25 protein-coding genes are annotated in these 25,222 nt (G+C 67.3%); 5 read left to right on the top strand and 20 right to left on the bottom strand.

Annotation, left to right across the window (positions count from 1 at the left end; all coding sequences use genetic code 11):
• Positions 1–166: 166 nt before the first annotated feature.
• The 11 genes from AC6RIC_RS03595 to AC6RIC_RS03545 all read right to left on the bottom strand — a co-directional run bounded on the left by AC6RIC_RS03595 (position 167) and on the right by AC6RIC_RS03545 (position 9,978).
• The gene (locus AC6RIC_RS03595) at positions 167–1,072 is read right to left on the bottom strand and encodes a TIGR01459 family HAD-type hydrolase (protein ID WP_499735126.1); all 906 of its coding nucleotides are present in this window, start codon (positions 1,070–1,072) and stop codon (positions 167–169) included.
• The gene (phnE, locus tag AC6RIC_RS03590; RefSeq protein ID WP_499735125.1) at positions 1,050–1,880 is read right to left on the bottom strand and encodes a phosphonate ABC transporter, permease protein PhnE; all 831 of its coding nucleotides are present in this window, start codon (positions 1,878–1,880) and stop codon (positions 1,050–1,052) included. The genes AC6RIC_RS03595 and phnE (AC6RIC_RS03590) overlap by 23 nt, the downstream gene beginning before the upstream one ends.
• Positions 1,877–2,683 carry a phosphonate ABC transporter, permease protein PhnE gene (gene phnE, locus AC6RIC_RS03585; RefSeq protein WP_499735124.1) on the bottom strand — a complete coding sequence of 269 codons (807 nt, stop codon included), beginning with the start codon at positions 2,681–2,683 and terminating at the stop codon, positions 1,877–1,879. Before phnE (AC6RIC_RS03585) ends, phnE (AC6RIC_RS03590) begins: the two co-directional genes overlap by 4 nt.
• On the bottom strand, positions 2,680–3,495 hold the full coding sequence (gene phnC, locus AC6RIC_RS03580) for a phosphonate ABC transporter ATP-binding protein (protein ID WP_454658929.1): 816 nt from the start codon (positions 3,493–3,495) through the stop codon (positions 2,680–2,682). The genes phnE (AC6RIC_RS03585) and phnC overlap by 4 nt, the downstream gene beginning before the upstream one ends.
• A gap of 38 nt (positions 3,496–3,533) precedes the next feature.
• Positions 3,534–4,523 (bottom strand): phosphate/phosphite/phosphonate ABC transporter substrate-binding protein, encoded by a 990-nt coding sequence (gene phnD, locus AC6RIC_RS03575; RefSeq protein ID WP_499735123.1) that lies wholly within the window; start codon positions 4,521–4,523, stop codon positions 3,534–3,536.
• Positions 4,524–4,645: 122 nt separating this feature from the next.
• Complete coding sequence (locus AC6RIC_RS03570; RefSeq protein WP_499735122.1) at positions 4,646–5,428, bottom strand: DeoR/GlpR family DNA-binding transcription regulator; 783 nt, start codon at positions 5,426–5,428, stop codon at positions 4,646–4,648.
• A gap of 99 nt (positions 5,429–5,527) precedes the next feature.
• A complete protein-coding gene (locus tag AC6RIC_RS03565; RefSeq protein ID WP_499735121.1) occupies positions 5,528–6,307 on the bottom strand; it encodes a TSUP family transporter in 780 nt (259 codons plus the stop codon).
• Between the two features lie 141 nt (positions 6,308–6,448).
• Entirely contained in the window at positions 6,449–7,138 is a 690-nt protein-coding gene (locus AC6RIC_RS03560) for an ankyrin repeat domain-containing protein (protein ID WP_499735120.1), read from the bottom strand.
• Between the two features lie 82 nt (positions 7,139–7,220).
• Positions 7,221–7,712, bottom strand: coding sequence for a GlcG/HbpS family heme-binding protein (locus AC6RIC_RS03555; RefSeq protein ID WP_454654781.1), 492 nt, complete (start codon positions 7,710–7,712; stop codon positions 7,221–7,223).
• A 125-nt stretch (positions 7,713–7,837) separates the two neighbouring features.
• The gene (locus AC6RIC_RS03550) at positions 7,838–8,443 is read right to left on the bottom strand and encodes a response regulator transcription factor (RefSeq protein ID WP_499735119.1); all 606 of its coding nucleotides are present in this window, start codon (positions 8,441–8,443) and stop codon (positions 7,838–7,840) included.
• Positions 8,440–9,978 (bottom strand): sensor histidine kinase, encoded by a 1,539-nt coding sequence (locus tag AC6RIC_RS03545; protein WP_499735118.1) that lies wholly within the window; start codon positions 9,976–9,978, stop codon positions 8,440–8,442. Before AC6RIC_RS03545 ends, AC6RIC_RS03550 begins: the two co-directional genes overlap by 4 nt.
• Before the next feature lie 205 nt (positions 9,979–10,183).
• On the opposite strand from AC6RIC_RS03545, the gene AC6RIC_RS03540 reads away from it, so the two are divergent.
• The 4 genes from AC6RIC_RS03540 (at position 10,184) to AC6RIC_RS03525 (ending at position 14,482) form a co-directional block, all read left to right on the top strand.
• Positions 10,184–11,206 carry an amino acid ABC transporter substrate-binding protein gene (locus AC6RIC_RS03540; protein WP_454658928.1) on the top strand — a complete coding sequence of 341 codons (1,023 nt, stop codon included), beginning with the start codon at positions 10,184–10,186 and terminating at the stop codon, positions 11,204–11,206.
• A 188-nt stretch (positions 11,207–11,394) separates the two neighbouring features.
• Positions 11,395–12,567, top strand: coding sequence for an amino acid ABC transporter permease (locus tag AC6RIC_RS03535; RefSeq protein WP_454654775.1), 1,173 nt, complete (start codon positions 11,395–11,397; stop codon positions 12,565–12,567).
• 1 nt (position 12,568) lies between these two features.
• On the top strand, positions 12,569–13,693 hold the full coding sequence (locus tag AC6RIC_RS03530; protein WP_499735117.1) for an amino acid ABC transporter permease: 1,125 nt from the start codon (positions 12,569–12,571) through the stop codon (positions 13,691–13,693).
• A 105-nt stretch (positions 13,694–13,798) separates the two neighbouring features.
• Positions 13,799–14,482, top strand: a complete 684-nt coding sequence (locus AC6RIC_RS03525; RefSeq protein ID WP_454654772.1) for a lysophospholipid acyltransferase family protein — start codon at positions 13,799–13,801, stop codon at positions 14,480–14,482.
• Between the two features lie 14 nt (positions 14,483–14,496).
• On the opposite strand, the gene AC6RIC_RS03520 is transcribed toward AC6RIC_RS03525, so the two are convergent.
• Entirely contained in the window at positions 14,497–15,177 is a 681-nt protein-coding gene (locus AC6RIC_RS03520) for an EipA family protein (protein ID WP_499735116.1), read from the bottom strand.
• 186 nt (positions 15,178–15,363) lie between these two features.
• Here AC6RIC_RS03520 and AC6RIC_RS03515 point away from each other — a divergent pair, with 186 nt between their 5' ends.
• Positions 15,364–16,692, top strand: coding sequence for an ATP-binding protein (locus tag AC6RIC_RS03515; protein ID WP_499735115.1), 1,329 nt, complete (start codon positions 15,364–15,366; stop codon positions 16,690–16,692).
• 212 nt (positions 16,693–16,904) lie between these two features.
• On the opposite strand, the gene AC6RIC_RS03510 is transcribed toward AC6RIC_RS03515, so the two are convergent.
• The 8 genes from AC6RIC_RS03510 to AC6RIC_RS03475 form a co-directional block, all read right to left on the bottom strand.
• A complete protein-coding gene (locus tag AC6RIC_RS03510) occupies positions 16,905–17,588 on the bottom strand; it encodes a response regulator transcription factor (RefSeq protein WP_499735114.1) in 684 nt (227 codons plus the stop codon).
• Positions 17,589–17,755: 167 nt separating this feature from the next.
• A complete protein-coding gene (locus tag AC6RIC_RS03505) occupies positions 17,756–18,397 on the bottom strand; it encodes an outer membrane protein (protein WP_499735113.1) in 642 nt (213 codons plus the stop codon).
• A gap of 197 nt (positions 18,398–18,594) precedes the next feature.
• Positions 18,595–19,470 carry an alpha/beta hydrolase family protein gene (locus tag AC6RIC_RS03500; protein ID WP_499735112.1) on the bottom strand — a complete coding sequence of 292 codons (876 nt, stop codon included), beginning with the start codon at positions 19,468–19,470 and terminating at the stop codon, positions 18,595–18,597.
• A 54-nt stretch (positions 19,471–19,524) separates the two neighbouring features.
• Positions 19,525–20,601 (bottom strand): ABC transporter ATP-binding protein, encoded by a 1,077-nt coding sequence (locus AC6RIC_RS03495; protein WP_499735111.1) that lies wholly within the window; start codon positions 20,599–20,601, stop codon positions 19,525–19,527.
• The gene (locus AC6RIC_RS03490; protein WP_499735110.1) at positions 20,598–21,590 is read right to left on the bottom strand and encodes an ABC transporter ATP-binding protein; all 993 of its coding nucleotides are present in this window, start codon (positions 21,588–21,590) and stop codon (positions 20,598–20,600) included. Before AC6RIC_RS03490 ends, AC6RIC_RS03495 begins: the two co-directional genes overlap by 4 nt.
• Entirely contained in the window at positions 21,587–22,495 is a 909-nt protein-coding gene (locus tag AC6RIC_RS03485) for an ABC transporter permease (RefSeq protein WP_454654761.1), read from the bottom strand. The genes AC6RIC_RS03490 and AC6RIC_RS03485 overlap by 4 nt, the downstream gene beginning before the upstream one ends.
• Positions 22,492–23,469, bottom strand: coding sequence for an ABC transporter permease (locus AC6RIC_RS03480; RefSeq protein ID WP_499735109.1), 978 nt, complete (start codon positions 23,467–23,469; stop codon positions 22,492–22,494). Before AC6RIC_RS03480 ends, AC6RIC_RS03485 begins: the two co-directional genes overlap by 4 nt.
• 83 nt (positions 23,470–23,552) lie before the next feature.
• Positions 23,553–25,166: an ABC transporter substrate-binding protein gene (locus AC6RIC_RS03475; protein WP_499735108.1), complete on the bottom strand. Its 1,614-nt coding sequence runs from the start codon at positions 25,164–25,166 to the stop codon at positions 23,553–23,555.
• Positions 25,167–25,222 lie beyond the last annotated feature (56 nt).

Here is a 25,222-nt window from a genome sequence, read left to right as displayed (position 1 = left end):
CGTCGTCATTGCGAGAAGCTAAGCGACGAAGCAATCCAGGGGACTGGAGGCAGCTTCTCAGCCGGTCCCCGGGATTGCTTCGCTACGCTCGCAATGACGGCAGCCGCAGAGCGACATCGAGGCTGGCCGACTTCGAAGCGAGAGCCTGCAAAGAGCCCTTGCCGGATCAGTCCCAGGCGAACGACGACAGGCCGTAGCGTGGCAGCAGGCCTTCGCGTGCGAACAGCCGGCGGCAGCTCTCGGGATCGACCTTGCCGTCCCCGCTCCAGTCGAGATCACCGCGATGGATCCCGCCCGCGATGAAGGCGACATCGATCCCCGCCTGCGCCGCGCCGGCGACGTCGTGCTCCAGCGAATCCCCGATCGCGAGCAGGCGCTCGGCCGGACGATCGAGATAGCGCAGGCAGCTCCGGTAGATTCGCGGATGCGGCTTGCCGTGATAATGCACCGTCCCGCCCATCTCCTCGTAGATCAGCGCAGCCAGCCCCGGCGCCTCGTGGAGGGTGCCGTCGGCATGGACGCGGTAGCGGTCGGGATTGCCGCAGATCATCGGCAGATCGCGCCGCAAGGCCTGCTCCAGCACCGGCTTCCAGCCCGCGACCGACTGGCTGTCGGGATCCATGCTCATCACGAACAGGAAGTCGGCCGCCTCGGCCGACCCGACCAGCGTCAGCCCGAGCCCGGCGGCCAGACGATCCTCGCCCGGCCGCGCGAGCAGCAGGCAGCGCGTGCCGAGATTGCGATAGGCCGGCTCGGAGCGTTCCAGCAGCGCCTCGCGCGCATCATCGCCTGCCGAGGCCACACGGTCGTAGAGATGGCGGGGGAAGCCCATGCTGGCGAGCACAGCCTCGTTGTCGCGCCCGCTCCGGCCCGAATTGGACAGGATGATCACAGCCTTGCCGGCAGCCCGCAAGCGTTCGAGGCAGGCGATCGCCTGGGGATAGGGCCGCGTGCCGTCATGCAGCACCCCCCATTGGTCGAGCAGGAAACCGTCATAGCGGTCGACGAGGGCCGAAAGGCCGCCTGGAAAGGCGGTCTCGATCCGCGGTTCAGACAATGCGGGAGCGGACATAAGCCGAAAGCGCCTCGCTGATGATGACGATGCCGAGGATGGCGATCAGGATCACGATCGCCTGCGACCAGGCGAACTGGTTGATCGAGGCGTAGAGCAGGAGACCGATGCCGCCCGCGCCGACAAAACCCAGCACGCTCGATTCGCGCACGTTGATGTCCCAGCGGTAGATCGAGGTGCCGATCAGCACCGGCAGGATCTGCGGCAGGATCGCGACGCCATAGACCTGCAAGGTGCTGGCCCCGGTCGATTCCACCGCCTCGATCTGGCCCGCATCGACCTCCTCGATCGCCTCGGCGACGAGCTTGGCGATGAAGCCGATCGAGCGGGCCGCGACCGCGCAGATGCCGGCGACCGGTCCCGGCCCGAAGATCGCGACGAAGACGAGGCCCCAGATCACCGTGTTGATCGAGCGCGACATGACCAGCATGGCCCGGCCGATCAGCCAGGTCGCCTGGTTGTAGGTGGTGTTGCGCGCCGCGAGGAAGGCGACCGGCAGCGCGAAGACGATGGCGATCATCGTGCCGAGCGTCGCGATATGCAGCGTCTCGATCAGTGGCTGGACGATGCGCGGCAGATAGGTCCAGCGCGGCGGCCACATCCGCGAGATCAGGTCGGCGGCCTGCTCATGCGCATCGGCGAAGAAGGCCCACTCGATATCGAGCGCCGAGACCGACCAGGCGGCGGCGATGGCAATACCGCCGAGCCAGAGCCACTGTACGATGCGCTCGCGCAGCGAATAGCGTTCCCATTGGTCGGGATAGCGGCGCATCGGTGCGCGATCCTGCGGGAGCTGATGCGCGGTCATCTCAGCCTCCGCCGGGCCCAGTCGCTGAACCATTCGCCGAAGGCGACCATCGCCGCGATCGTCAGCAGGATCGCGCTGGCGAAGTCGAAATCATAGCGCGAGAACGAGGCCGAGAGCGTCTGCCCGATGCCGCCGGCCCCGACGATGCCGATCACGGTCGAATGCCGTAGATTGGAATCGAGCCGGTAGATCAGCACGCCCAGCGTCTTGACCAGCACCTGCGGCACGACGGCGTAGAAGAAGGTCTGGCCGAAGCTCGCGCCGGTCGCGCGGATGGCCTCGACCGGACCGGGCTTCATGTTCTCGATATCCTCGGCCAGCATCTTGCCGAGGAAGATCGCCGAGGAGAAGGCGAGCGTCAGCAGCCCCGCGACCGGGCCGAAGCCGAACAGCTTCACGAAGAAAATCGCGATGATGACCTCGTGGAAGGTCCGGCCCGTGACGATGAAGGCGCGCGCCAACAGGTAGAGCGGGCGCGGCGAGAGATTGGCGGCCGCAGCGATGCCGATCGGGATCGACAGCACAGCGCCGATGATCGTCGCAGCGATGGCGATCTGCACACTCTCGACCATGCCCGTGAACAGCAGGTGCCAGCGGCCGAAATCCGGCGGCACCATCCGTTCGAGAATGGTCCAGGCGCGCGGCAGGCCGGCGAGAATGCGAGCGGTGTCGACATTGAGCGTCGAGAGCGACCAGACCAGATAGGCGCAGACCAGCGCCCAGAAGGCGAGCCGCCGGCCGGGGCTGCCGAAGATGCTCGGCGCGCGCCAGCGGCTGGGATAGGTAGAGGCGGCCGTGGTCATGACAGCGCGCCGACCGGCGCCATCGTCGCGGCCGAGGCGGGAGCCTCGTCGTCCTCGTCCCGCGGGGTCGACCAATCTTCCTCGCCGTAGATCCGGGTCAGCGCCGCATCGGTCAGGGCCGAGGCCTCCGCGTCGAAGACGATCAGCCCGTCCTTCATGCCGATGATGCGGTCGGCATGGGCGCGGGCGAGCGCGACGTCGTGAATATTGATGATCGCCGGGGTCTGGCGCTCGGCCACGAGCTCGCGCACGAGACGCATGATCTGGCGCGAGGTCTTGGGGTCGAGGCTCGCGGTCGGCTCGTCCAGCAGCAGCAGGTCCGGCCGCTGCATCAGGGCGCGCGCGATACCGACACGCTGGCGCTGGCCGCCGGAGAGAGCGTCCGCCCGCTGGTTGTGGTAGCCGTCGAGTCCGACCCGGTCGAGCAGCGCGAAAGCCGCCTGGATGTCCTCGGGCGGGAAGCGGTAGCGCAGCGAGGCGAAGAGCCCGGTATAGCCGAGCCGCCCCGAGAGCACGTTCTGCATGACGCTGAGCCGCTCGACCAGGTTGTACTCCTGGAAGATCATGCCGATCCGGCGCCTGGCCGCGCGCAGGCCCTTGCGGTCAAGCGCGACGATATCCTCGCCGTTGAGCCGCACGCTGCCGGCGGTCGGCTCGACCAGCCGGTTGATGCAGCGGATGAAGGTGCTTTTGCCGGCGCCGGACGAGCCGATCACCGCCACGAGCTGCGGCCGGTCGATCACGACATCGACGCCGCCCAGCGCCTTCTTGCCGGTCGGATAGACCTTGGCCAGCCCCGTGACGGCCAGCAGCGGAGCGCCGCCGGCCGAGATCCCCGAAACAGCCGACATCAATCGCCCTTCAGCTTGGCCAGGCCGTCCTGGGTATAGGTGATGCCGCTGTCGCGCTGGATGACGATGATGTCCGACCAGGCCGCTTTGTAAGTCAGTTCCTTGAAGCCCTTGGTGTCCTTGAACTCCTTGGCGAGCCCGGATTTGAGGAAGTCGAAGGAGAGGAAGGCCTGCTTGATCTTGGCCTGGAGCTCAGGGTTCAAGTCATGGGCGAGGCCGAAGGCGGTGCGCGGGAAGGGCGAGGATTCGTAGACGATGCGGATATCGTCGCGCTTGAACATGCCGCGATCGGCCATGCGCTCGACCACGCTGGAGGCGACGGGCGCCGCGTCATAGTCCTTGTTGACCACGCCCATGATCGAATTGTCGTGCTTGCCGGAATAGAGGACCTCGTAGTCCTTGCCGGGCACGACGCCCTTCTCCTTGAACAGGATACGCGGCGCGGTGTCGCCGGAGTTCGAGGAGGGCGCGACATGGGCGACGCGCTTGCCCTTGAGATCGGCGATCGACTGGATCGGGCTGCCCTTGGGCACGATCAGCTGCAGCGTGTAGCCGATCGAATTGTCGTGTTTCTCCATTGCCACGATCGGCCGGAAGCCGGCGAGGTTGACGGCGAAGGGCGTCGGCCCGCTGGCGACGCCGGCAATGTGCAGGCGGCCCGAACGCAACGCCTCGACCTGCGCCGCATAGGATTCGGCGCCGAACCATTTGATCTTCTTGCCGGTGACCTTGGTGAGATGCACCAGGAAATCGGCGAAGACGTTCTCGTAGACCGACGGATCCTCGACCGGCGTATAGGAGAAGATCAACGTGTCCGGGTCCTTCTGCCGCGCCTTGTCGCTCGGGATGTCGGCAAGCAGGTCGCCATCGGCGTCGCAATAGCGGGCGTCGAGCGTCCCGCGACTCGGGCAATTCTGCGCCTGCGCCGGGCTGGCCAGGCCGAAGCCGAGCGCGATCAGGCATAGGGACGCGATCTTGGCGCGCAGCATGGTAACCTCCCTGGAAGCGGCGGCGCCCTGACGGCGCTCGTGTAAGATTTCTTCCATCCTGATCAAAAGCGATCATGGACGCAAGGGTGCCGGCTAAAGATTTGGCGGGAGGACAGGCCGCTTCAGGCCACGAGCCAGCGCGTGCCGCTGCGCTCCCAGCTCGCGCGCAGGCGCGGGCTTGGCTCGGCATCGACGACGACGAGGCTCAGCGCCTCGGGCGGCGCGACGCGGGCCGTGCCTGTCTGCTCGAACTTGGTGCGGTCGGCCAGCGCGATGCTTTGTCGGGCACGGCCCATCGCGGCCTGGCGCACCGCGATCTTCTCGAGGTCGAAATCCATCGGCGCGCCGTCATCGTCGAAGCCGCCGAGCCCGATCAAGGCATAGTCGAAGCGGAAACCCATGATGCTGGCGATCGCGGCCTGCCCGACGAGCGAGCCGTTGGCGCCACGCGTCGTGCCGCCGGTCACGACCACGTCGAAGACGCCATGGCTGCAGAAGATCTGCGCGACGGAGACGCTCGCCGTCACCACCCTGAGGCCGGGCTTGTTGATGAGCGCGCGCGCCGCCGCCTCGACCGTGGTGCCGACATCGAGGAAGACCGAGGCTCCGGGCGGCACGATCCGCGCCACCGCGGCGCCGATCCGCTCCTTGCCGCGCGGCGACACCGTGAGCTTCTGGGCATAGGCCGAGCGGATGCCGCCGGAGGCGAGCCCTGCCCCGCCGTGGAAGCGCTGCAGGAAATTGCCGGCCTGCAACCTGATGATCTCGCGCCGGACCGTCTGCGCCGATACGCCGAAACGCTCGGCCAACGTCTCGATCGTGGTAAAGCCGAGCTCCTGCACGAGGTCGAGGATCTGCCGCTGGCGCGGCGTCAGGGTCTCGGTATCGGGAGCGGTAGGGCTCATCGCGTATCCGTGCCAGACGTGCCGGGCATAGGAAGGCCGCCCCGGCCACGCGCGTATGATATCCGCCCGGCCCGAAATGCAAGCGGGACCAGATGCGGCCTAGCTGCCGCTGCCCCAAAGTGCGTGGACGGATTGCACGATGGCGAAGCCACTGACGGCGAGCAGGATCACGATCGCGACGATGCGGTAGTGGCGCTGCAAGGCGGACCGGAAAAGGCGCGTCCCGATCACCTGCCCGACGAACAGCGCGGGGATGGTCACGGCCGCCAGCAGCACCGTCGAGGCTCCAAGGAGCCCGGATGCACCTGCGAAACCGATCGCGACGGTATCGGAGAGCAGGAAATACAGCACGATCGAGGCGCGCCCGACATGCATCGCTGTCTGGGCGTTCAGGTAGAACAGCACGACGGGCGGGCCGCTCATCGCCGCGGCGCCGTTGAGCAGGCCGGAGAGGATGCCGACGCCGAAGGTCGCGGGCGCCCCCGGCTCGCGGCTCGCCTTCAGCCCGGCGGCGAGCGCCCAGGTCGTCGCGAGCACCACGAGCGCGATGACGAGGCGCATCACGTCGGCCGGCAGGGCGGCGAGACCATAGAGCCCGATCGGCGTCGCTAGCAGCGCACCGCCGACGAGCAGCAGGACCGAGCGCAGATGCGCCGCACGCCACAGGCCGGGCAGCAGTTGCAGGCTGCCGACCACTTCCAGAAGCAGCACCATCGGCACGGCGGTGACGGGATCGGCGATCAGGGCGAGCAGCGGCACGGCCACCAGCGCGAAGCCGAAGCCGGTATAGCCGCGCATGATCGCCGTCAGGAAGACGACGAGGATACAGGCTGAAACCTGCCCCGTGCTGAAAGGCTGCAGCAAGCCGGCGATCGTCATGAAGCCCTCTCGAACTGGCCGACGCCGTATGGGCGCGGCCCGGTCGCCTGCCTAGAGCAGTTCCGGCAAAACTGCTTGGCGGATTTGCGTGAAGTCCAAGCGCTCCGGCGACAGCTCAGGCGCGAGCCATGAGGGTATGCATCAGCGAGGGGTGCCGGCCTCCAGCAGCGTGACCATGGCAGCGTAGCCCCGCGCCCGAGCGTGCTGCAGCGGCGTCGCGCCCTGCCGATCGGCGAGATTGCGGTTGGCGCCGGCCGCGAGCAGAGCCCGTACGGTCTCGACATGGCGCTTGCCGCCATCGCCGAGGATCACGGCTTCGATCAGGGCGGTCCAGCCAAGATTATTGACATGGTCGAGCGGCGCCCCGGCCTTGATCAGTTCGCGGACGATGCCGTCATGGCCGAGATGGGCGGCCGCGATCAGGGCCGTCCCGTCATAGCGGCTGGTGGTGAGCTTGGCCGAGGCGCCCAAGGCGAGCAGGGCCTTCAGCGCCGGAATGTCGTCACTGACGGAGACGATAGTGACGGCGTCATAGCGCTGGTTGTCGAACAGGCCTGGATCGGCCCCTACGGCGATCAGGGCGCGAATCGCCTCCGCCTGCCCCCGGAAGGCCGCGACATGCAGCGGCGTGCGGCCATTGCCGTCGCGTGCATCAAGCCCCTCGCGGGCTCCTGCGAGGCGACGGATAGCAGCGACATCGCCGGAGGCTGCCGCCGCGTGCAGACCACGATACGCGGCGAGCTCGGCCGCATCGGGCGGCGTCTGCGCGACGGCCGGGCCGGTCAGGGTGGCCGCTACCAAAGCGACAGCGATCAGCAGCATCCTCGCCATCACGGCGCTCCCTTGTGCGAACATGCGACGAAGCAGGCGGCCGCTCCCGCAACCGCCTGCTTGTTTCAAGTCTAGTCCAGGCTCAGCGCAGCTTGGCCTTCACCTTCTCGATGCCGGCATTGGCGCATTCCTCGTCGAGATGGCCGCCCGGCGCGCCACCGACGCCGACCGCACCGATCACCTCGTCGCCGACCTTGACCGGCACGCCGCCGCCGAGCAGCAGGAAGCCTTCGATCGAGGCGAGATGGCGCGCGGCCGGGTTCTTCTCGGCGCCTTCGGCGATCGCGCTGGTGACATTGCGGGCCGAAGCAGCCGTGAAGGCCTTGTCGCGGCTGGCGGCGACGGTGTGCGGGCCGGCCCGGTCGGCGCGGAGCACGGCACGAACGACGCCCGCGCGGTCGACGACCGTGGCCGCCACATTGAAGTTCTTGGCAGCGCAGGCCTCGACGGTCGCCTGGGCGATTTCCTGGGCGATGGCGAGCGGCATGTTGCGCTCCTGCAGGACCTGGGCGCCGGCAGCGGCCGGAACGAGCGCGAGCACAACGGCAGCAGCGGCGAAACGGATCTGGGTCATGATCTCTCCGGGACTTGAGCGGGGGCGAGTCGTAAGCTCGATGACCGCAAGCTAGCCGGTCCCGTCAGGCGTTTTGATCGGTGCGGTGCCGGAGCCGCCTCCGTAATCCTACGGAGAGACCGCCCTCACCCCTCCAGCGCGAAGCGTACCATCTCGGCGACGGAGCCCGCCCCGAGCTTCTCTGCGATATGGGCGCGGTGGGTCTCGACGGTCCGCGGCGAGACGTCGAGCGCCCGCGCGATCTCCTTGGTCGACAGCCCCTCGGCAACGAGAGCGAGGATCTCGCGCTCGCGCTGGGTGAGCCTTGCCATGAGAGCATCGCGGCCGGCGCGGGCAGCTTTATCCTGGTTGCGCTGATCGAGCGCCGCGAAAGCCGCCTCGATTGCTTCGAGCAGAACCTGCTCGTCGATCGGCTTGGTCAGGAAATCGACCGCGCCGGCCTTGAAGGCGCGCCGGCAGGCGGCGACGTCGCCATGGCCGGTGATCATCACCGTCGGCATGCCGCCGGCCTCCTTGGCCATGCGTTCCAGCAGTTGCAGGCCGGAGGTGCCGGGCATGCGGATATCGACGACGAGGCAGCCGTCCTGACGCGGGTCGGGCCGGTCGAGGAAGGGCTGCACGCCAGGGAAAGCGCGCGGCGCGAAGCCCATCGTGCGCAGCAGCAGGACGAGCGCGTCGCGCACATCGGCATCGTCGTCGATCAGGTAGACGGTCCGCGCTGCGGGCTTCATTCGGCGGCCATCCCGAGCTCGACTGCAAGCGCAGGGAAGCGCACGCTGAAGATCGCGCCACGCTCCGCCCCGTTACGCGCGGCGATCCGCCCTCCGGCCGCTTCGACCAATCGCTCGCAGAGCGGCAATCCGAGCCCCATGCCGCTGCTCTTGGTGGTGAAGAACGGCTCGAACAGGCGGGCCATGTCGGCCTCGGCGATGCCCGGCCCATCATCCGCCACGGTGATCTCGGCCTCCCCGTCGACGAGGCGCGTGGCCAGCACGATCTCGCGCCGCCCGGCCGGCATGGCCTCGACCGCCTCCGCCGCGTTGCGGACGAGATTATGCACGACCTGCTCGATCGAGACCCGGTCCAGAAGGGCCTGGGGTCCCGGCTCACTCAGCTCCAGCCGAAGCGTGACGCCTCGCTCCTGAAGGTCGCGCTGGCTGAGCTCGACGACGTTGCTGACGATCCGGTTGAGATCGTTCGGCTGCCGCTGCGGCTCCCGCCGCGTCACATAGGCCCGCAACCGCTCCAGGATCTCGCCGGCCCGGCGCGCGTGCCGGACATTCGCCTCCAACACCCCGACGAGATCGCCGGGCACGACCTCGGCCGACCGGGCGAGCCGCAGGCCCGCCTGACTCTGGCTCAGGATCGCCGTCAATGGCTGGGTGATCTCATGCGCGATGCCGGACGCCATCTCGCCGACGGTGTTGACCCGCATCGCATGGGCAAGTCGTGCATCGTGCTCGTGCAGGCGCACCGCCTCGCGCGCCCGCCGGCTGGCGCTCCGCTCGCGCAGCACCGCCAGCAGCAGGAAAAGGCCGAGCCCCGCGGCGATCGGCCAGCCGAACAACAGGCCCGGCGGCAGCAATTCGACGAAGGCCGGCCGCCGCGCCAGCTCCAGCACGAGCGGTTGCGACCGGCTGCCCAGCGCCTTCGCGAAGGCGATCTCCGGGATAGATGCCCCGGCTTGCAGCGGCCAGCCATGCTGGACGATCGCGGTCCCGGCCGCATCGCTCAGCTTCAGCGCCGCATCATCAGGCAGACCGCCTTCCGGCTCGGTCAGCAGCCGGGCATCGATGACGAGAACCAGCGCCCGCGGCCCGTGGCCGACATCCGGCACGCGCTTGACCAGAGCGTAGAACGGACTGCCCGAGCGGCTGGCGAGCGTAACGGCCTGGCCCGGCGCCAGCGCGCTCACGCGCGCAGACAGTGTCGCCGGATCGAAATCCGCAAGACTGGGCGGCACGCTGCCGGCAGAAGCCGTCTCGATCAGCTCGACCGCGGCGATGCGTGGATAGAAGCGCTGCATCGCCTCGATCACGGCCCGGAAGCTCGCCGATTCCGCATTCGAACTGGCGAGCACCGCAGCCAGGCTGGTGAGATGCGCGTCATGCTGCTCGACACGCTGCGAGACGATGCGATGCAGCGTTGTTCCCTCGCGCTGGAGCGCCTCGCTCGCACGCATGAATTCAACGGCGGCGCCGAGCCCCAGCCCAGCCAGTGCCAGCGGAACCCACAACAGCAGGAAAGGGGCGAGGCGCGGTGTCAAGGATTTCATCCGGTTTCAAGCCGAGCTTACAGCGCCGCGCGCCAGCCGTCACTGTCGGGGCGAAGAGCAAGTGCTGTAACGCGAAGGGAGAAAATCCCTCGCCGCAGACGCCTGCAATGCTCTTGCGGACGCCATCGAGCCCCAATAGGCTCCTCTTCGACGTGCCGGAGACAGGCGCGCATAAGGGGAAACGCCTATGTCAAAGATGATCACCAAAATGGTCGCATTCGGCCTTGCCGCTGCGGCCTTTTCCGTATTTGCGGCGCCGGCCTCGGCACAGGCAACGCTCGAAGCCGTGAGGAAGCGCGGCAAGGTGCTCTGCGGCGTCTCCCCGACGGCCCCGGGCTTCTCCTATGCCGACGACAAGGGCGTCCGCCAGGGCTTCGACGCCGATGTCTGCCGCGCCGTCTCCTCCGCCGTCTTCGGTGCGCCGGACAAGGTCGATTTCGTCCCGCTGAACACCAATGTCCGCTTCCAGGGTCTGCAGTCCGGCGAGGTCGACCTGCTCTCGCGCCAGACCACGGCGACCTTCTCGCGCGACACTTCGCTCGGCCTCGATTTCGCGCCGGTGGTCTTCTATGACGGCCAGGGTCTGATGGTGTCGAGCAAGCTCGGCGTGAAGAGCGCGTCGGAACTCTCGCAATCGGCCGTCTGCATCCTGCCGGGCACGACGACGCTGCAGAACCTCGAGGACTACTTCAAGCCGCGCAACATCAAGTACGAGGCCGTCGTCTTCGAGAACCCCGACGAGTGGCGCAACGCCTTCTTCTCCGGCCGCTGCGACGTCATCACCACCGACCGCTCGGACCTCGCCTCGGTGCGCGCCATCGCCAACGATCCGAAGCAATACGTCATCCTGCCCGAGACGATCTCCAAGGAGCCGCTCGCCCCGGTCGTCCGTCAGAACGACAGCAACTGGCGCGACATCGTCTCCTGGACCGTCAATGCCCTGATCGCTGCCGAGGAATACGGCATCACCAAGGGCAATATCGACGAGCAGCTCAAGAGCAAGGACCCCGAGACCCAGCGCCTGCTCGGCGTCAACGGCGACCTCGGCAAGATGCTGAACCTCGACAACAAATGGGCCTATAACGCGATCAAGCAGCTCGGCAATTACGGCGAGCTCTTCGAGCGCCATCTCGGCGAGAAGACCCCGCTCGGCCTCACGCGCGGCCCCAACCAGCTCTGGAACAAGGGTGGTCTGATCTACTCCCCGCCGTTCCGGTGACCCTCGCCATCGCATCGGACCGGAAAGTGGATTCCACTTTCCGGACGGTCCGGCGCGACAACAAGCACATCGATCGCCATTGCCGCGTCCGGCGGGACGCGACGCGATCTGCCATGCGTTCCCACCTTTGACCTGAGACCATCGGCCGCCACCTGGCGGCCGATGCGTCCCCAGCCCGGAACAGCCCGATGGCCACCTCCGATTCCAGCCCGGTGCGGCTGCTCTATGACGTGCGCGTTCGCGCCGTGCTCTATCAGGTCGTCGCGGTTGCACTCGTCGTCGGCATCGGCCTGTATCTCTTCGACACCGTCTCGCGGAAGCTGGCGGCGCAGAACATCGCGACCGGCTTCGACTATCTGTCCCGGCCCGCCGGCTTCGTCATCAGCCAGTCCTTCATCTCCTACGATTCCGGCAACAGCTATGGCCGCGCCATCCTGGTCGGCCTGCTCAACACGATCTGGGTCTCGGTCTTCGCCGTCATCATCTCGACCGTGCTCGGCCTCGTCGTCGGCATCGCCCGGCTATCGCGCAACCCGCTGCTCTCGACGCTGGCGCTGATCTATGTCGAGGCGCTGCGCAATGTGCCGCTGCTGCTCTATCTCTTCCTCTGGTACGCGCTCATCGTCGCGGTCTTCCCGCCGGTGCGCGAGGCCTGGCAGATCCTGCCCGAGGTGTTCCTCAGCAATGGCGGCCTGATCGTACCATCGCTGCGCTGGTCGCCGGCCCATACCGGCGTGCTGGCCGCCGTCGTGCTCGGCATCGTGCTGGCCTGCGTCGTCGCCTCGGCCTTCCGCCGCAAGCGCGTCGCCACCGGCCAGAGCCGCATGGCCTGGCCCTATATCCTTGCCGCGCTCGCCGTCCCGATCCTCCTGGCCATGCTGGTCTTCCAGCCGGACATGGTGGTGAACTGGCCGGAGAAGGGGCGCTTTCGCATCACCGGCGGCCTGCAGGTCACGCCGGAATTCACCGCGCTGCTGGTCGGGCTCGGGCTCTCCGCCTCGGCCGGCATCGCCGAGACCGTCCGCGCCGGTATCCTCTCGGTCGGGCGCGGCCAATGGGAGGCGGCGCGCTCCGTCGGGCTGCATGACCGCCAGACCATGCGGCTCGTCGTGCTGCCGCAGGCCTTGCGCGTGATCATCCCGCCGCTGACCAGCTCTTATCTCTCGACCTTCAAGAACTCGTCGCTCGCCATCGCCATCGGCTATCCCGACCTTGTCATGGTCTCGAACACCACGATGAACCAGACCGGGCAGGCGATCGAGGGCATCGCCATCTTCATGCTGGTCTATCTCGGCATGTCGATCACGATCTCCATGCTGATGAACTGGTACAACGCCCGCGTCGCGCTGGTGGAGCGTTGAGATGACCGATACCGCTCAGCTCAACACCCTCGCCTCCGTCTCCGACGAACGGCCGGTGCGGCCGGCGCAGAACTGGTTCGGGCTGCTCAAGCCTTATATCGGCTCGCCTTTCAACGCCGTCGTCACCTTCGCCTGCCTCTGGCTGATCTACCGGCTCGTCACCGGCGCCTGGGGCTGGCTCGTCACCCGCGCCATCGTCGAGGGCGGGCCTCAGACTTGCAAGGCAGCGGCCGGCGCCGGCGCCTGCTGGCCGTTCCTGGCGGCGAAGCTGCGCTTCATGATCTTCGGCTTCTTCCCCTATGACGAGCACTGGCGCCCGGCTCTCGCGGTGCTGCTTTTCCTCGGCGCGATGATCTATTCGATGATCCCGCGCTTCTGGTCGCGCCGCCTGCTCTGGCTCTGGCTGGCCGTCGTCGTCATCTGCGGCGTGCTGATGTATGGCGGCGTTTGCGGCCTCCAGGTGGTCAACACCACGAACTGGGGCGGCCTGCCGCTCTCCTTCATGCTCTCCTCGGTCGGGCTCGCCTTCGGCTTCGTGCTCGGCGTGCTCTTGGCGCTGGCGCGCTCGTCCAAGCTGCCGGCGATCCAGGTCATCGCCATCGTCTTCATCGAGATGGTGCGCGGCGTGCCGCTGGTCTCGATCCTGTTCATGGCCTCGGTGATGCTGCCGCTGTTCATGCCGGATGGCGTGACCATCGACAAATTGCTGCGGGCCCAGGTCGCGATCATCATCTTCGCCGGCGCCTACATCGCCGAGACGGTGCGCGGTGGCCTGCAGGCCGTCCCCAAGGGCCAGCACGAGGCGGCCGCCTCGCTCGGCCTCGGCTACTGGCTGTCGATGCGCAAGATCGTGCTGCCGCAGGCGCTGAAGATCGTGATCCCGCCGCTGGTCAACATCTTCATCGGCTTCTTCCAGGACACGACGCTGGTCACCATCATCGGCCTGCTCGACTTCCTCGACACGGTCCGCTCGGCGATGCGCGATCCGGTCTGGCAGGGCATCGCGGTGCTGGAGGGCTATATCTTCGCGGCCCTGGTCTATGCCGTGTTCAGCTACGGCATGGGCTCCTATAGCCGCTTCATCGAAAGGCGCCTGAAGACCGACCACAGCCACGGCCGGCACTGAGAAGCGCTTTTGGAGTCACTTCGCGGGCGCTTCTGCGTCCGCGCAATGTTCCAGCAAACCGCCGCGCCGACCACTCCCGATGATTCTCATCGTGGAGATCGGACGATGCTCTTCAGCCCCGATCGGTCGGCAGCCCTCGCCGGCCGCGCCCTGCATGCCTATCTCGACCTCGTCAGGCGAACGACACGCTTCAAGCCGATCATCCCTGGCGCCCGCCCCTGGGAGCGCAACCGCGAGCCCTTCATCGCCTTGACCTGGCACGGCCAGCAGATGCTGACCTTCGCCGCACTGCAAGGAGCTTCGCGCGTCGCGGTCCTGACATCCCTGCATTTCGACGGAGCGGTCGTAAGCTCTGCGGTCGAGCGTGCCGGCTTCCGCAGCATCCGTGGTTCCGGCACGCAAACCCCTGCCAAGATCGCAGCAAAGCGCGCTGTCCCCGCCTTCTTCGAGATGCGCGACGCCCTGCGCCAGGGCACGAGCCTGATGCTCACGGCCGATGTCCCGAAGGTATCGCGCGTCGCCGGCAAGGGCGCGGTACAGCTTGCCCGTGCGACCGGCCGGCCGATCTATCTCTTCGCGGCCGTCACCAGCGCACGGGTCGATCTCGACAATTGGGACCATGCCAGCATCGCCCTGCCTTTCGGGCGCGGCTGCGTCCTCTGGTCCGAGCCTCTCTATGTGCGCAAGGCCGCCGACGACCGCGAAATCGGCCTGATCGCCATGGATATCTCCGAGCGCCTCGACGAGCTCCATGCGACCGCCCAGCGCAACATCGGCCGCGAGCGCTGACCCCGCTCCTCGCCTTAGCGTCGGCCGGGCGGCGCGCAGCCTCCGGGCGCCCCGCAGATATCAGCCGGTGGGCGCAACGTCTCCGGCTCGCCGCCGGGCTCGATGCGGATGCGGCTGAGGTCGCCGGAAAGCCTGAGGCCCAGGCCGGACGAGATCAGCACGATCCGCGCCCGGCTGGAGGCCAGGATCGTCGCATTCGCGCCGGCGAGGAAATGGGCGCTGCCGCCGAGGCTGGCATAGGTGCCGAACACGTCCTCCTGGCGGTCGAGCCCGTAGACCAGCATGATCACCCGCCCGTAATCGGCGCCGAGCCCGATGCCGACCGAGAGTGCCGACCAGACCACCGGCATCGGAATCCCGTCCGAGAACCGCAATTCGCCGCTGCCATGCCGCCCGCCGATCACGAAGGAGCCGCTGAGCTCGCCGCCGACGATATAGGCGTTCGGCTCCCCGAACAGTGCGAGCGAGCGCTCGATCGGCACGCTGACCGTCTTGGAGGCCGTGTCGAACACACCCTCGACCAGCCGGGCGATGTCATGGCGCGACGCGGTCGGCAGCTGGCCGGGCCGGATGTCCTCCCGCTGCGGCACGCTCTGCGCGAAAACCGACGCCTGCACCTGCGCGATGGCGAGCAGGACCGCCAGCACCAGATGGCGCAGCCGGAACCCTCCCGCCATGGCGCGCAGCGCTTGCATCAGGCCCGGCGATCCGTGAGGGGGTTGAACGACAAGGGTGATACGGTCCATGCAGAGCCCGGCAGGGCGACGCCCCCGACCCGAGAAGCCATACCCGCACAGAGGCTCCGTGACGACCCGCAACGTTGAAACCGTTTCGATATCCCCTGCGTCGAAACGCTCGCGGCTGTTGACGGGTGGCCGGCGATGACCTCGCTCTCGCGCGCCCTCACCATCCGGCTGACGCTGCTCGGCACCGTTCTGTTCGTCGCCTTCATCGCGGCCGTGCTCGCCTTCACCTTCATCACCGAGGACCCGGGCGTCCTGCGCAACGATGTCACCTCCCAGATCATTCGGCAAAGCGTGCGTCCGTCCGGCAGCGCCGCGCTGCAGGTCGAGAAGGCGCCGGGCCTCCTGAAGATCGAGCAGGCCAGCCCGCTGCTTTGGTATCTGGTCTCCGACGGACGTTCCGTCGTCGAGTATGCGCCAGAATTGCGGCCGGGCCTGCCGATCGACATCCGGCTGGACGGCCCGACCATCGCCGCGCAGATGCGGGTCGGCGGCGATAATGCGCTCTCCGTCGACGTCGCCGAGCAGGACGGCAGCCGCATCCTCGTCGCCACCGGCGGCGGCCAGCCGGGCTGGGATGTCATCATCGGCTATTTTCTGCGCGCCATCGCAGGCTCCGCGGCGGCGATCTCGGTCGTGTTCGGGATCATGATCGCGGCGGCCATCGCCATGTCAGTCTCCTACATCACCAGCCGCCTGCGCAGCGCGGCCGAAGCTGCCGCCCGGATCGACCCGCGCGCGCCGCGCGGCCTGCTGCCGACGGAAGAGACGCCGGTCGAACTGATGCCCCTGACGACCGCGCTTAACTCGGCGCTTGACCAGATCGCGGGCAACATGGAGGTGCAGCGGCGCTTCATGAACAATGTCGCGCATGAGCTGCGCACGCCGCTCGCGGTGATGCGCACCAAGGTAGATTCGTTGACCGACGAGGCCGCGCGCCTTGCGCTCACGACCGATGTCAGCCGCCTCACCACCATCGTCTCCTCGATGCTACAGCTCGCCCGCCTGCACAACACCGAGCTGCCCTTCGAGCCGCTGCGCCTGAACGCGTTGGCGCGCGACGTGCTCGCCGATCTCGCGCCGCTCGTACTCAGCAACGGCATCGGCATCGCACTCGAGGAGGAAGGCGCGCGCGATGTCCTGGTCGCGGCCAACGAGGCCACCGCCCGCGCGGCGATCGCCAACCTCGTCGACAACGCGTTGCGCCATGCGCAGGCGCGCTCATCGATCCTGGTCCGGGTCATCGACGGCAATGTGCTGGAGGTCAGCGACGACGGGATCGGAATTGCGGCCGCCAAGCGCGCGCAGGTGACCGAGCCGTTCAACCGGATGTCGCCGCATTCGACCGGGGCGGGGCTTGGCCTGACGATCGTGCGCGACATCATGGCCGCCCATGGCGGCACGCTCGATCTCAGCGACACGGAAGGCGGCGGCACCACGATCCGCCTGCTCTTCCGCACGGTGTAGTGGGATCGCATGCTGCAACCCGCTGTGTAGAAGCCCGATCACAACAGCTTCGCGGCGCCTTTGTCATTCCGGGGCGCGCCGCAGGCGCGAACCCGGAACCCACGACCGGGTGAGAGGCCAAGAGTTCGGTTACGAACCACCAACCCAGTCGTGGGTTCCGGGCTCTTCGCTGCGCGAAGCCCCGGAATGACAAGGGTGGTGCGAACCATGCGCTAGAACGCCGGCTCGACCTTCTTCAGGATATAGCCAATGCCACGCAGGGAGGTGATCTCGACATCCGCCCCGGCATCGCGGAGCTTGCGCCGGAGCCGCGATATCTGCGCTTCCAGCGTGTTCGACTCGATCAGGTCGTCGAAGCCGTAGACCGCCTCGATCAGCACGTCGCGGGTGACGACGCGGCCGGTGCGCTGCACCAGCGCCTCCAGGATCAAGGCCTCGCGCCGGCGCAGGTCGAGTGTTTCCATCCCGACCGAGGCATTGCGGCCTTCGAGGTCGAGCGAGAGATTGCCCGCATTGAGGACGAGCGACCGCTTCGGATGGCGCCGCCGTGCGAGAACGCGAACCCGCGCGATCAATTCGCCCGGTTCGAACGGCTTGACCAGATAGTCGTCGGCGCCGCCGTTCAGGCCCTCGATCACATCGGGCTTGGCGTCGCGCGCCGTCAGCATCAGGAAGGCCGGGCGGTTCTCGGTCTTGGCCATCGCCTTGACGATCGACAGCCCATCGCCATCGGGCAGCCGCCGGTCGACCACCGCGATGTCGAAGGGCGCCGTCCGCAGGGCCGCGAGTGCGGCCTCCACGCTATCCGTGCGATCCACGACCAGCCCGGCATTGCCGAGCAGCAGCGAGAGATAGGACATGAGCTCCGGCTCGTCCTCGACAATCAAAGCGCGCATGTCACGTCCGTGGTGATGCATGGATGGAACGTCATGTCGGACAAGGGACAACAAATCCAGACACCGCGCTCCATCCATGCCCGGTTGCGGCCGGCGCGACAGCGACGCACGCGCGATACCGCAACCCGAACCGGACCGGCTGACGGGCCGGCCCGGAACCTTCGCGATCAGAACCTGTAGTTCAGGCCGGCCTTGACCAGATGCTCGGTGACGCCGACCCGCGTGCGGGTGTTGCCGAGCTGGAAGTTGTCCTTGCCGAGCGAGACGTAGTTGTACTCGATCTTGGCGGAGAGATTGTCGGTGATGCCGTATTCGGCGCCGGCGCCGACGACGTAGCCGGTCTTGCCACGCGTCTTGGAGACAAGGCCGTCGCTGGCCTTGATGCTGCCATAGGCGAGACCACCGGTTCCGTAGACCAGCAGGCGGTCGAAGGTGACGCCGGCGCGCGCCTTCAGCGTCCCGACATAGCGCATGTCGGCGCTGGTGCCGCCGCCACGCTTCGAGCCCTTGCCGAAGCCGTTCATCGACAGGTCGCTTTCAACGCCGAAGAGCATCGTGCCCATATGGACGTTGTAGCCGACCTGGCCGCCGAACAGCACTTCGTTGCGGCTCTTCTTGCTGACGCCGTTGAAGCGATCGAAGCCGCCGCCGGTATGGGCGCCGACATAGAAGCCGTTCCAGTTATAGGCGCGCGGCGCCGTATAGGCCGGCCATTCCTGGGGCCGCTGCCGTGCCCGATCGGCCGCCTCGGCGGGCAACGCGAACAGGGCCATCAGGCCGAGAGCGGCCATCGGAAGGATACGAGACATCGACTACTCCTTGCGGGGCTCCTCGCCGCCGACACATCTGCCAGCCGATTCGGCTCCGTGGGTCGGAGCGGGCCGGCATGCGCAGATTGCGGGCGAAGATTACGGCAAGGTTGCCCATTCAGGCGGCAATGGCGGCCGGAGCGGAACGATGTCGAAAAAGGCCCCGCCCCCAGGGGGCGAGGCCGGATCGGAGTGCGTCAGAGAACCGGCGCGGCGTGCTTGCCGAGTTCCTCGGCCGGCGGAATCCGGCCGCCCTCGAACCAGTAGGAGGCAGCGGCGCGGGACATCGCCGCCCCATCATGGCCGATGCCGGCGACCGTGAGCAATTGCCAGTTGCAGGGCACGCCGAGGCGAGCGGCTTCGGTCTTGCCGAACGCCAGCATGTTATGGGCACGGCCATAGCGATGCGGTCCCTGCGCCAGCGCCTCGGGCTGCGACGGCAGGTTCGGATCGTCGGTGGCAATGTCGCGATCCCCCGCGAAGAGGATCATCGGATAGCCGAGCCAGCGCGTCAGCGCCGCCTTGTCGAGGCCGAGTCCGCCGAGGCCTTCCGGGAAGTTCCGTTCCGGCGTCGGCAAGGTGTACCAACCGGGATTGGAGGCCATCGCCGCCTCGAACGGCGCGCCGCCTTCCGTCGCCAGCATGCGATGCACGAACTGGCCACCGGCCGAATGCCCGAAGATGCGGATGACCGGCTTATCGATCACGCCCGCAGCGCGCAGCGCATCGAGCACGCGGCCGGGCACCGCGTAGAGCCACGCGGCGCGCGGCGCGATCTTGCCCTCTTCAGAGACGACCAGGCCGTTATTGTAGCCTTCGGCCTTCGGGAAAGGCTCGTTCGGGAAAGTCGGCGCGACGATCAGGAGGTTGTGCTTCTCGGCCGCATCGATCCAGAAATCGCGATATTCGTCGCCGTTGCGCAGCATGCCGTGCTGCACGACGATGACCGGATCGTTCGGCTGATGCCGCGCCGGTCGGTAGCAATTGACCTCGAGCGGCTTGTCCGGATTGCTGACGTCGATGAAGGGCAGCGTGCTGCGCCCGATCGGCGGGTTCAGGGTCTTGGTGATCATGCGGCCTCCGGAGCCTAGATCATCGCGCGTCCGATCGGACGCGATAACGATGATCTATTCTATTGGAACCGCATCGGATTTTTCCGAAAGGTGGATTCCACTTTTCGGTCCGATGCTGGTGTGCAGATGGCAGGCGGCGCTGCGGCCGGGCGCGACCTCGGTGAGGACAGGCCGGACCTCGCGGCAGACGGGCATCGCCTGCTCGCAGCGCGGATGAAACGGGCAGCCCGGCGGCGGCGCCAAAGGCGAAGGCAATTCGCCCTTGAGCGGCTGGAAGGCGCGCTTGCGCCGTGCCGCCGAGGGGATCGCCGCGATCAGCGCCGCGCTGTAGGGATGCGCCGGCTCCGTGAATATCTCCGCCGCCGTGCCGACCTCGACGATGCGGCCGAGATACATGATCGCGACACGGTCGCTGATATGGCGGACGAGACCGAGATCATGGCTGACGAAGAGATAGGTCAGGCCATGGCGCTCGCGCACGTCCATGAACAGATTGATCACCTGCGCCTGGATCGAGACGTCGAGCGCCGAGACCGGCTCGTCGCAGACGAGGAAATCCGGCTTCACGGCAAGCGCCCGGGCGATGCCGATGCGCTGGCGCTGCCCGCCCGAGAACTGGTGCGGATAGCGCTCGCGATAGGCGAGATCGAGCCCGACCTCGCTCAGCGCCTGGTCGACGGCCCCATCGATCTCCGCCTTCGGCAACAGCTTGTGGACGCTCAAGGCCTCGCCGACGATGCGGCTGACCTTCATGCGCGGATCGAGCGAAGCGTAGGGGTCCTGGAAGATCATCTGGACCTTGAGCAGGAAATCGAGGCGTTCCTTGCCCTTCAGCCCAACGACAGGACGCTGCTCATAGACCACCTCGCCGGCCGTCGGCTTGAGGATGCCGGTGACGACGCGCGCCAGCGTGGACTTGCCGCAGCCGGATTCGCCGACGAGGCCGAGCACCTCGCCGCGCTTCACGCTGAGATCGATGCCGTCGACGGCGCGCAGCACTGGCGGCGCCTTGCCGCGCCCGGTCGCCATCAGGATGCGTTCCGCCAGCGTCGGCTTGCGGCGGAAATGCTTGGTGATGCCCTTGAGCTCGATAATCGGGGCGCTGGTCTGGGTGGTTGTCGAAGCACTCATGCGGCTTCTCCCACCGGCACCGGATTGTGGCAGCGGAAGCTGCGGGCGCCCTCGCCCGCGGCTTCAGGATCGCGCTCGGCGCAGACCGGCTGGACGCGCGGGCAGCGTGGGCGGAACGGGCAGCCGCTCGGGCGAGCGTCGATGCGTGGCGCGACGCCGTCGATCTGGTTCAGCCGCTCGCCCGGCGCGACATTGGCGGCCGAGGAGTTGAGCAGGCCGAGCGTATAGGGATGGCGCGGCGCATCGAGCACCTCGTCGACCGGCCCGATCTCGACGACGCGGCCGGCATACATCACCGCCACGCGGTCCGCGAGCTCGGCCACGACCGCGAGATCATGCGTGATCCAGAGCACGGCCGTGCCGGTCTCGCGGGCGAGCTTCTGAACCTCGAACAGGATTTGGCTCTGGATGGTGACGTCGAGCGCGGTCGTCGGCTCGTCGGCGATGATCAGGTCGGGCGCATTGAGCAGCGCCGTCGCGATCGCGACGCGCTGGCGCATGCCCCCGGAGAACTCGTGCGGGAACTGCTTGAGCCGCGCCTCGGGCGAGGAGATACCGACGCGAGCCAGCGCCTTCGCGGCCCCGCTGAGCGCTTCCTCGCGGCTGCAGTCGCGATGCTCCAGGATCGCCTCGCTCATCTGCTCGCCGATGCTGAGCACCGGGTTCAGCGTCATCAGCGGGTCTTGGAAGATCATGGCGATGCGGTCGCCGCGCAGGTCGCGCAGGCGCTCCTCGCTCGCCGCGCGCAAATCCTCGCCGCCGAAACTGATCGTCCCGGCGACGATCTCGCCGGGCGGATCGATCAGCCGGATCAGCGAGAAGCCGGTCACCGACTTGCCGGAGCCGGATTCGCCGACCAGCCCCAGCACCTCGCCACGCGAGACGCTGAGATCGACGCCGTCGGCGGCAGGCCAGGCGCCGTCGAGCGCATGGAAGACGGTCCTGAGGCCGCGGACCTCGAGCAAGGGGTCGGTTCTGAAATCACTCATGAGCGCACGTTGAAGCTGCGGCGCAGCCGGTCGCCGACGAGGTTGAGCGAGCCGATCAGCAGCACCAGCGCGATGCCGGGGAAGACCGCGATCCAGTATTCGCCGGAGAGCAGGAACTCGAAGCCGTTGGCGATGAGCAGGCCGAGCGAGGGCTGCGTCACCGGCACGCCGACGCCGAGGAAGGAGAGTGTCGCCTCCAGCGTGATCGCGCCGGCGATGCTGATCGAGGCGACGACGAGCACCGAGCCGACCGAGTTCGGCAAGAGATGCGCGATCATGATGTGCCGGGTCGGCAGGCCGAAATTGAGCGCGGCCTCGATATATTCCTTGCGCCGCTCGACCAGCGCGGAGGCGCGCATCAGGCGCGCATATTGCGCCCATTGCACCAGCACGATGGCGAGGATGACCTTGTCGACACCGCGCCCGATCGAGGCCAGCAGCACGAGCGCGATCAGGATCGACGGGAAGCCGAGCATGAAGTCGACGACGCGCATGATCACCGCATCGACCACGCCACCGAACTGCGCGGCGACGAGCCCGGCCGAGATGCCGATGAACAGCGCGCCCAGTGTCGCGGTGAGCCCGACCATCAGGCTGGTGCGCAACCCGTAGAGGATCGCGCTCAGCATGTCGCGGCCCTGCGAATCCGTGCCGAGCCAGTACGTCATGCCGCTCATCGCGGTCTCGCCCGGCGGCAGGCGGTTATCCATCACGCTGAGCGCGGCGAGATCATGCGGGTTCTGCGGCGCGATGACGGGCGCGAGCAGGGCCAGTGCGACCATGATGCCGAGCAGGATCGCCGCGCCACGCGTCGTCGGCCGGTTGCGGATGCGGCGCAGCACCTTCTCGCGGAGCGGCGTGTCGGCATAGGCCGGGATGGCCGGGGCTTTCGCCGGGGCGGTCATGCCATCTCTCCCGTCAGCTTCACGCGCGGGTCGAGCGCGGCATAGAGGATGTCGACGAGAAAGTTCACGGTGACGAAGAGCAGCGTCGCCAGCAGCACATAGGCGACGACCACCGGCCGATCGAGCTGGTAGACCGAGTCGATCAGGAGCTTGCCCATGCCCGGCCAAGCGAAGACCGTCTCGGTGATCGTCGAGAAGGCGACGAGGCTGCCGAACTCGATGCCGACAACGGTGACGACCGGGATCAGGATGTTGCGCAGCACATGCCGCCCGACGACGCGGCGCGGTTTCACGCCCTTGGCGCGCGCGTATTTCACATAATCCTGCGTCATCGCCTCGGTCGTGCCGGCGGCGACGAGGCGGATCATGAGCGCCATCTGGGGGATGGCGAGGTTGATCGCCGGCAGGGCGAGATGGCTAAGCCCGTCCCGGGTCAGGAGGCTGGTCTGGATGCCCAGGACCGAAACCGTCTCGCCGCGCCCGGCCGTCGGCAGCCAGCCGAGCACGACCGCGAAGAGCAGGATCAGCATCATGCCCTTCCAGAAGCTCGGCAGCGAGAAGCCGAGGATGGTGCTGCCCATGATGATGCGCGAGGGACGGCTGTCCGGATCGAGCCCGGCATAGAGCCCGAGCGGCACGCCGGTAACGATGGCGAGCGTCATCGAGAGCAGAACGAGCTCGAAGGTCGCCGGCAGGCGGCCGAGGATCAGCTCGATCGCCGGCACGCCATGCACGAAGGAACGGCCGAGATCGCCCTTCAAGGCGTTGCCCATGAAGACGAAATATTGCTGCCAGACCGGCAGGTCGAGACCCAGCCTCCGGACCAGCGCCTCGCGCTCGGCCGCGCTGGACGAGGGCGAGACGAGCAATTCGATCGGGTCGCCGATGCCGTAGACGGCGAAGAACACCACGACCGAAACCGCGAGCAGCACGAGCACGCTCTGGATCAGTCGCTGCAGGATATAGGCGGTCATGGCGTTCGACCGGCTCCACTCAATGGTTCGCGGGCCGCCCTCGACGGGCGGCCCGGCTTGTCGATGACCTGGCGGTCGGTGGCTTACTTGGCTTTCGGCTTGACCGACATCGCCAGCGTGTACTGGTCGGCACGACCCACGAGGTCGAGATCGGACTTGAAGGCCCAGATGCCGCTTTCGAAGTGCAGCGGGATGAAGGCATTGTCGGCCAGGACGAGCTTGCCGGCCTGCTGCAGCAGGTCAGAGCGCTTGGCATCGTTGAGCGTGGTGATCGCCTCGCGAATCAGCTTGTCGAACTGCTCGTTCTTGTAGCCGCCATAGTTCGATCCGCCGATCGTCTTGGCCTCGTTCGGAGTCGGCGGCCACTGGCGCAGGAAGGAGGCCGCCTCGCCGGTGGTGGAGCCCCAGCCGCCGATCGCGACGGAGAATTCCTTCTTGGCGCGGCGCGGGAAGTAGATTGCGCGAGTCATGGCGTCGACCTCGGCCTTGATGCCGACCTGGGTCAGATACTGCGCGACGGCCTGGGTGATCTGGCTGTCGTTGATATAGCGGTCATTGGTGGTCGAAAGCGTGACCTGGAAGCCCTTGGCATAGCCGGCCTCGGCCAGGAGCTTCTTCGCCTGCGCAGGGTCATAGGCCTGCTTCGGCGGGTTCGGCAGCGTGCCGAACATGCCGGTCGGCAGGTACTGGTAGGCCGGCTCGGCCGCACCGTCCATGATGCGCTTGACGATGGCGTCGCGATCGATGGCGAGCGACATCGCCTGGCGCACGCGCGGGTCTTTCAGCGGGTTCTTGCCGTCTTCGGACTTGACGAAGGGGCTCTGATCGCGGGCGACGTCGAGCTGGAAATAGACGACACGGGTCGAGGGCGTGACGACATGGCCGAAGCGCTTGTCGTCCTTGATCCGGCCGAGATCGCGCGCCGCCGGGTTCTCGATCACGTCATAATCGCCGGCGAGCAGCCCGGCGAGGCGCGGACCGGCATTGGTGACGGGCAGCAGGCGGACGGTCGCCCAGGGCTCGGCCTTGCCCCAATAGCTCGGGCTGCGCTCGAGCTCGATCGCCGAACCACGCACATAGGACTTGAGCTTGTAGGGACCGGTGCCGACGGCGAGCGTGCCGTCATTGAAGCCGGTCACCGTCGGCCAGGGGCCGGTGACGCCGCAGTTCTTGGCGATGTCATAGGTGATCGGGCCATGTTCGACGATCGAGGCCGAGAGGATGCTGAGACCCGAAAGCAGGTTCGGCAGCAGCGGCTCGGGCTCCTTCGTATTGATCACCAGTGTATGGGCATCCGGCATCTCGACCGACGCGAAATTGCCGGTCACGTCGGCGAAGGAATCCGAGACCTTGGTCTCGTTCTTCAGCGTGCGGCAGAAGGTGAAGACCACGTCCTCGGCGACGAAGGGCTTGCCGTTGGTAAACTTGACGTCCTGGCGCAGCTTGAAGGTCCAGCGGTTCTTGCCGTCGTTCTCCCAGGAGGAAGCAAGATTGGGATGCAGCTGCTGCTTCTCGTCTTGCTTGACCAGCGAATCGAAGATGTGCTGCGCCAGCGCATTGTTCGGCGTCAGCTCATGGTAATGCGGATCGACCGCCGTCGGCTCCGAGGACAGCGCAATGCGCAGCGTCTGCGCCGAGACGGCCGTGCCGGCAAGGCAGGCGGCCGCAAAAGCCGCGAGGAAAATGGGTTTACGCATGATCAGGTCCGCTCCCGGTTGAGAACCGCTTTTGACAGCTTTATTTTCGTCTAGTA

The sequence above is a fragment of the Allobosea sp. TBD101 genome (genome assembly GCF_059817965.1).
Note: the sequence above shows the minus strand (reverse complement) of the source record. Positions and strands in the feature narration are given on the sequence as shown.

Bases quoted from the DNA above. Each gene is read 5' to 3' on its own strand.
- AC6RIC_RS03530 (WP_499735117.1), top strand. From the start codon at position 12,569: ATGACCGATACCGCTCAGCTCAACACCCTCGCCTCCGTCTCCGACGAA.
- AC6RIC_RS03475 (WP_499735108.1), bottom strand. From the start codon at position 25,166: ATGCGTAAACCCATTTTCCTCGCGGCTTTTGCGGCCGCCTGCCTTGCC.
- AC6RIC_RS03550 (WP_499735119.1), bottom strand. From the start codon at position 8,443: ATGAAGCCCGCAGCGCGGACCGTCTACCTGATCGACGACGATGCCGAT.
- AC6RIC_RS03555 (WP_454654781.1), bottom strand. From the start codon at position 7,712: ATGACCCAGATCCGTTTCGCCGCTGCTGCCGTTGTGCTCGCGCTCGTT.
- AC6RIC_RS03490 (WP_499735110.1), bottom strand. From the start codon at position 21,590: ATGAGTGATTTCAGAACCGACCCCTTGCTCGAGGTCCGCGGCCTCAGG.
- AC6RIC_RS03525 (WP_454654772.1), top strand. From the start codon at position 13,799: ATGCTCTTCAGCCCCGATCGGTCGGCAGCCCTCGCCGGCCGCGCCCTG.
- AC6RIC_RS03480 (WP_499735109.1), bottom strand. From the start codon at position 23,469: ATGACCGCCTATATCCTGCAGCGACTGATCCAGAGCGTGCTCGTGCTG.
- phnE (WP_499735124.1), bottom strand. From the start codon at position 2,683: ATGACCACGGCCGCCTCTACCTATCCCAGCCGCTGGCGCGCGCCGAGC.
- phnD (WP_499735123.1), bottom strand. From the start codon at position 4,523: ATGCTGCGCGCCAAGATCGCGTCCCTATGCCTGATCGCGCTCGGCTTC.
- phnE (WP_499735125.1), bottom strand. From the start codon at position 1,880: ATGACCGCGCATCAGCTCCCGCAGGATCGCGCACCGATGCGCCGCTAT.
- AC6RIC_RS03535 (WP_454654775.1), top strand. From the start codon at position 11,395: ATGGCCACCTCCGATTCCAGCCCGGTGCGGCTGCTCTATGACGTGCGC.
- AC6RIC_RS03485 (WP_454654761.1), bottom strand. From the start codon at position 22,495: ATGACCGCCCCGGCGAAAGCCCCGGCCATCCCGGCCTATGCCGACACG.
- AC6RIC_RS03540 (WP_454658928.1), top strand. From the start codon at position 10,184: ATGATCACCAAAATGGTCGCATTCGGCCTTGCCGCTGCGGCCTTTTCC.
- AC6RIC_RS03520 (WP_499735116.1), bottom strand. From the start codon at position 15,177: ATGCAAGCGCTGCGCGCCATGGCGGGAGGGTTCCGGCTGCGCCATCTG.
- AC6RIC_RS03510 (WP_499735114.1), bottom strand. From the start codon at position 17,588: ATGCGCGCTTTGATTGTCGAGGACGAGCCGGAGCTCATGTCCTATCTC.
- AC6RIC_RS03595 (WP_499735126.1), bottom strand. From the start codon at position 1,072: ATGTCCGCTCCCGCATTGTCTGAACCGCGGATCGAGACCGCCTTTCCA.
- AC6RIC_RS03570 (WP_499735122.1), bottom strand. From the start codon at position 5,428: ATGAGCCCTACCGCTCCCGATACCGAGACCCTGACGCCGCGCCAGCGG.
- AC6RIC_RS03500 (WP_499735112.1), bottom strand. From the start codon at position 19,470: ATGATCACCAAGACCCTGAACCCGCCGATCGGGCGCAGCACGCTGCCC.
- AC6RIC_RS03495 (WP_499735111.1), bottom strand. From the start codon at position 20,601: ATGAGTGCTTCGACAACCACCCAGACCAGCGCCCCGATTATCGAGCTC.
- AC6RIC_RS03560 (WP_499735120.1), bottom strand. From the start codon at position 7,138: ATGGCGAGGATGCTGCTGATCGCTGTCGCTTTGGTAGCGGCCACCCTG.
- AC6RIC_RS03505 (WP_499735113.1), bottom strand. From the start codon at position 18,397: ATGTCTCGTATCCTTCCGATGGCCGCTCTCGGCCTGATGGCCCTGTTC.
- AC6RIC_RS03515 (WP_499735115.1), top strand. From the start codon at position 15,364: ATGACCTCGCTCTCGCGCGCCCTCACCATCCGGCTGACGCTGCTCGGC.
- AC6RIC_RS03565 (WP_499735121.1), bottom strand. From the start codon at position 6,307: ATGACGATCGCCGGCTTGCTGCAGCCTTTCAGCACGGGGCAGGTTTCA.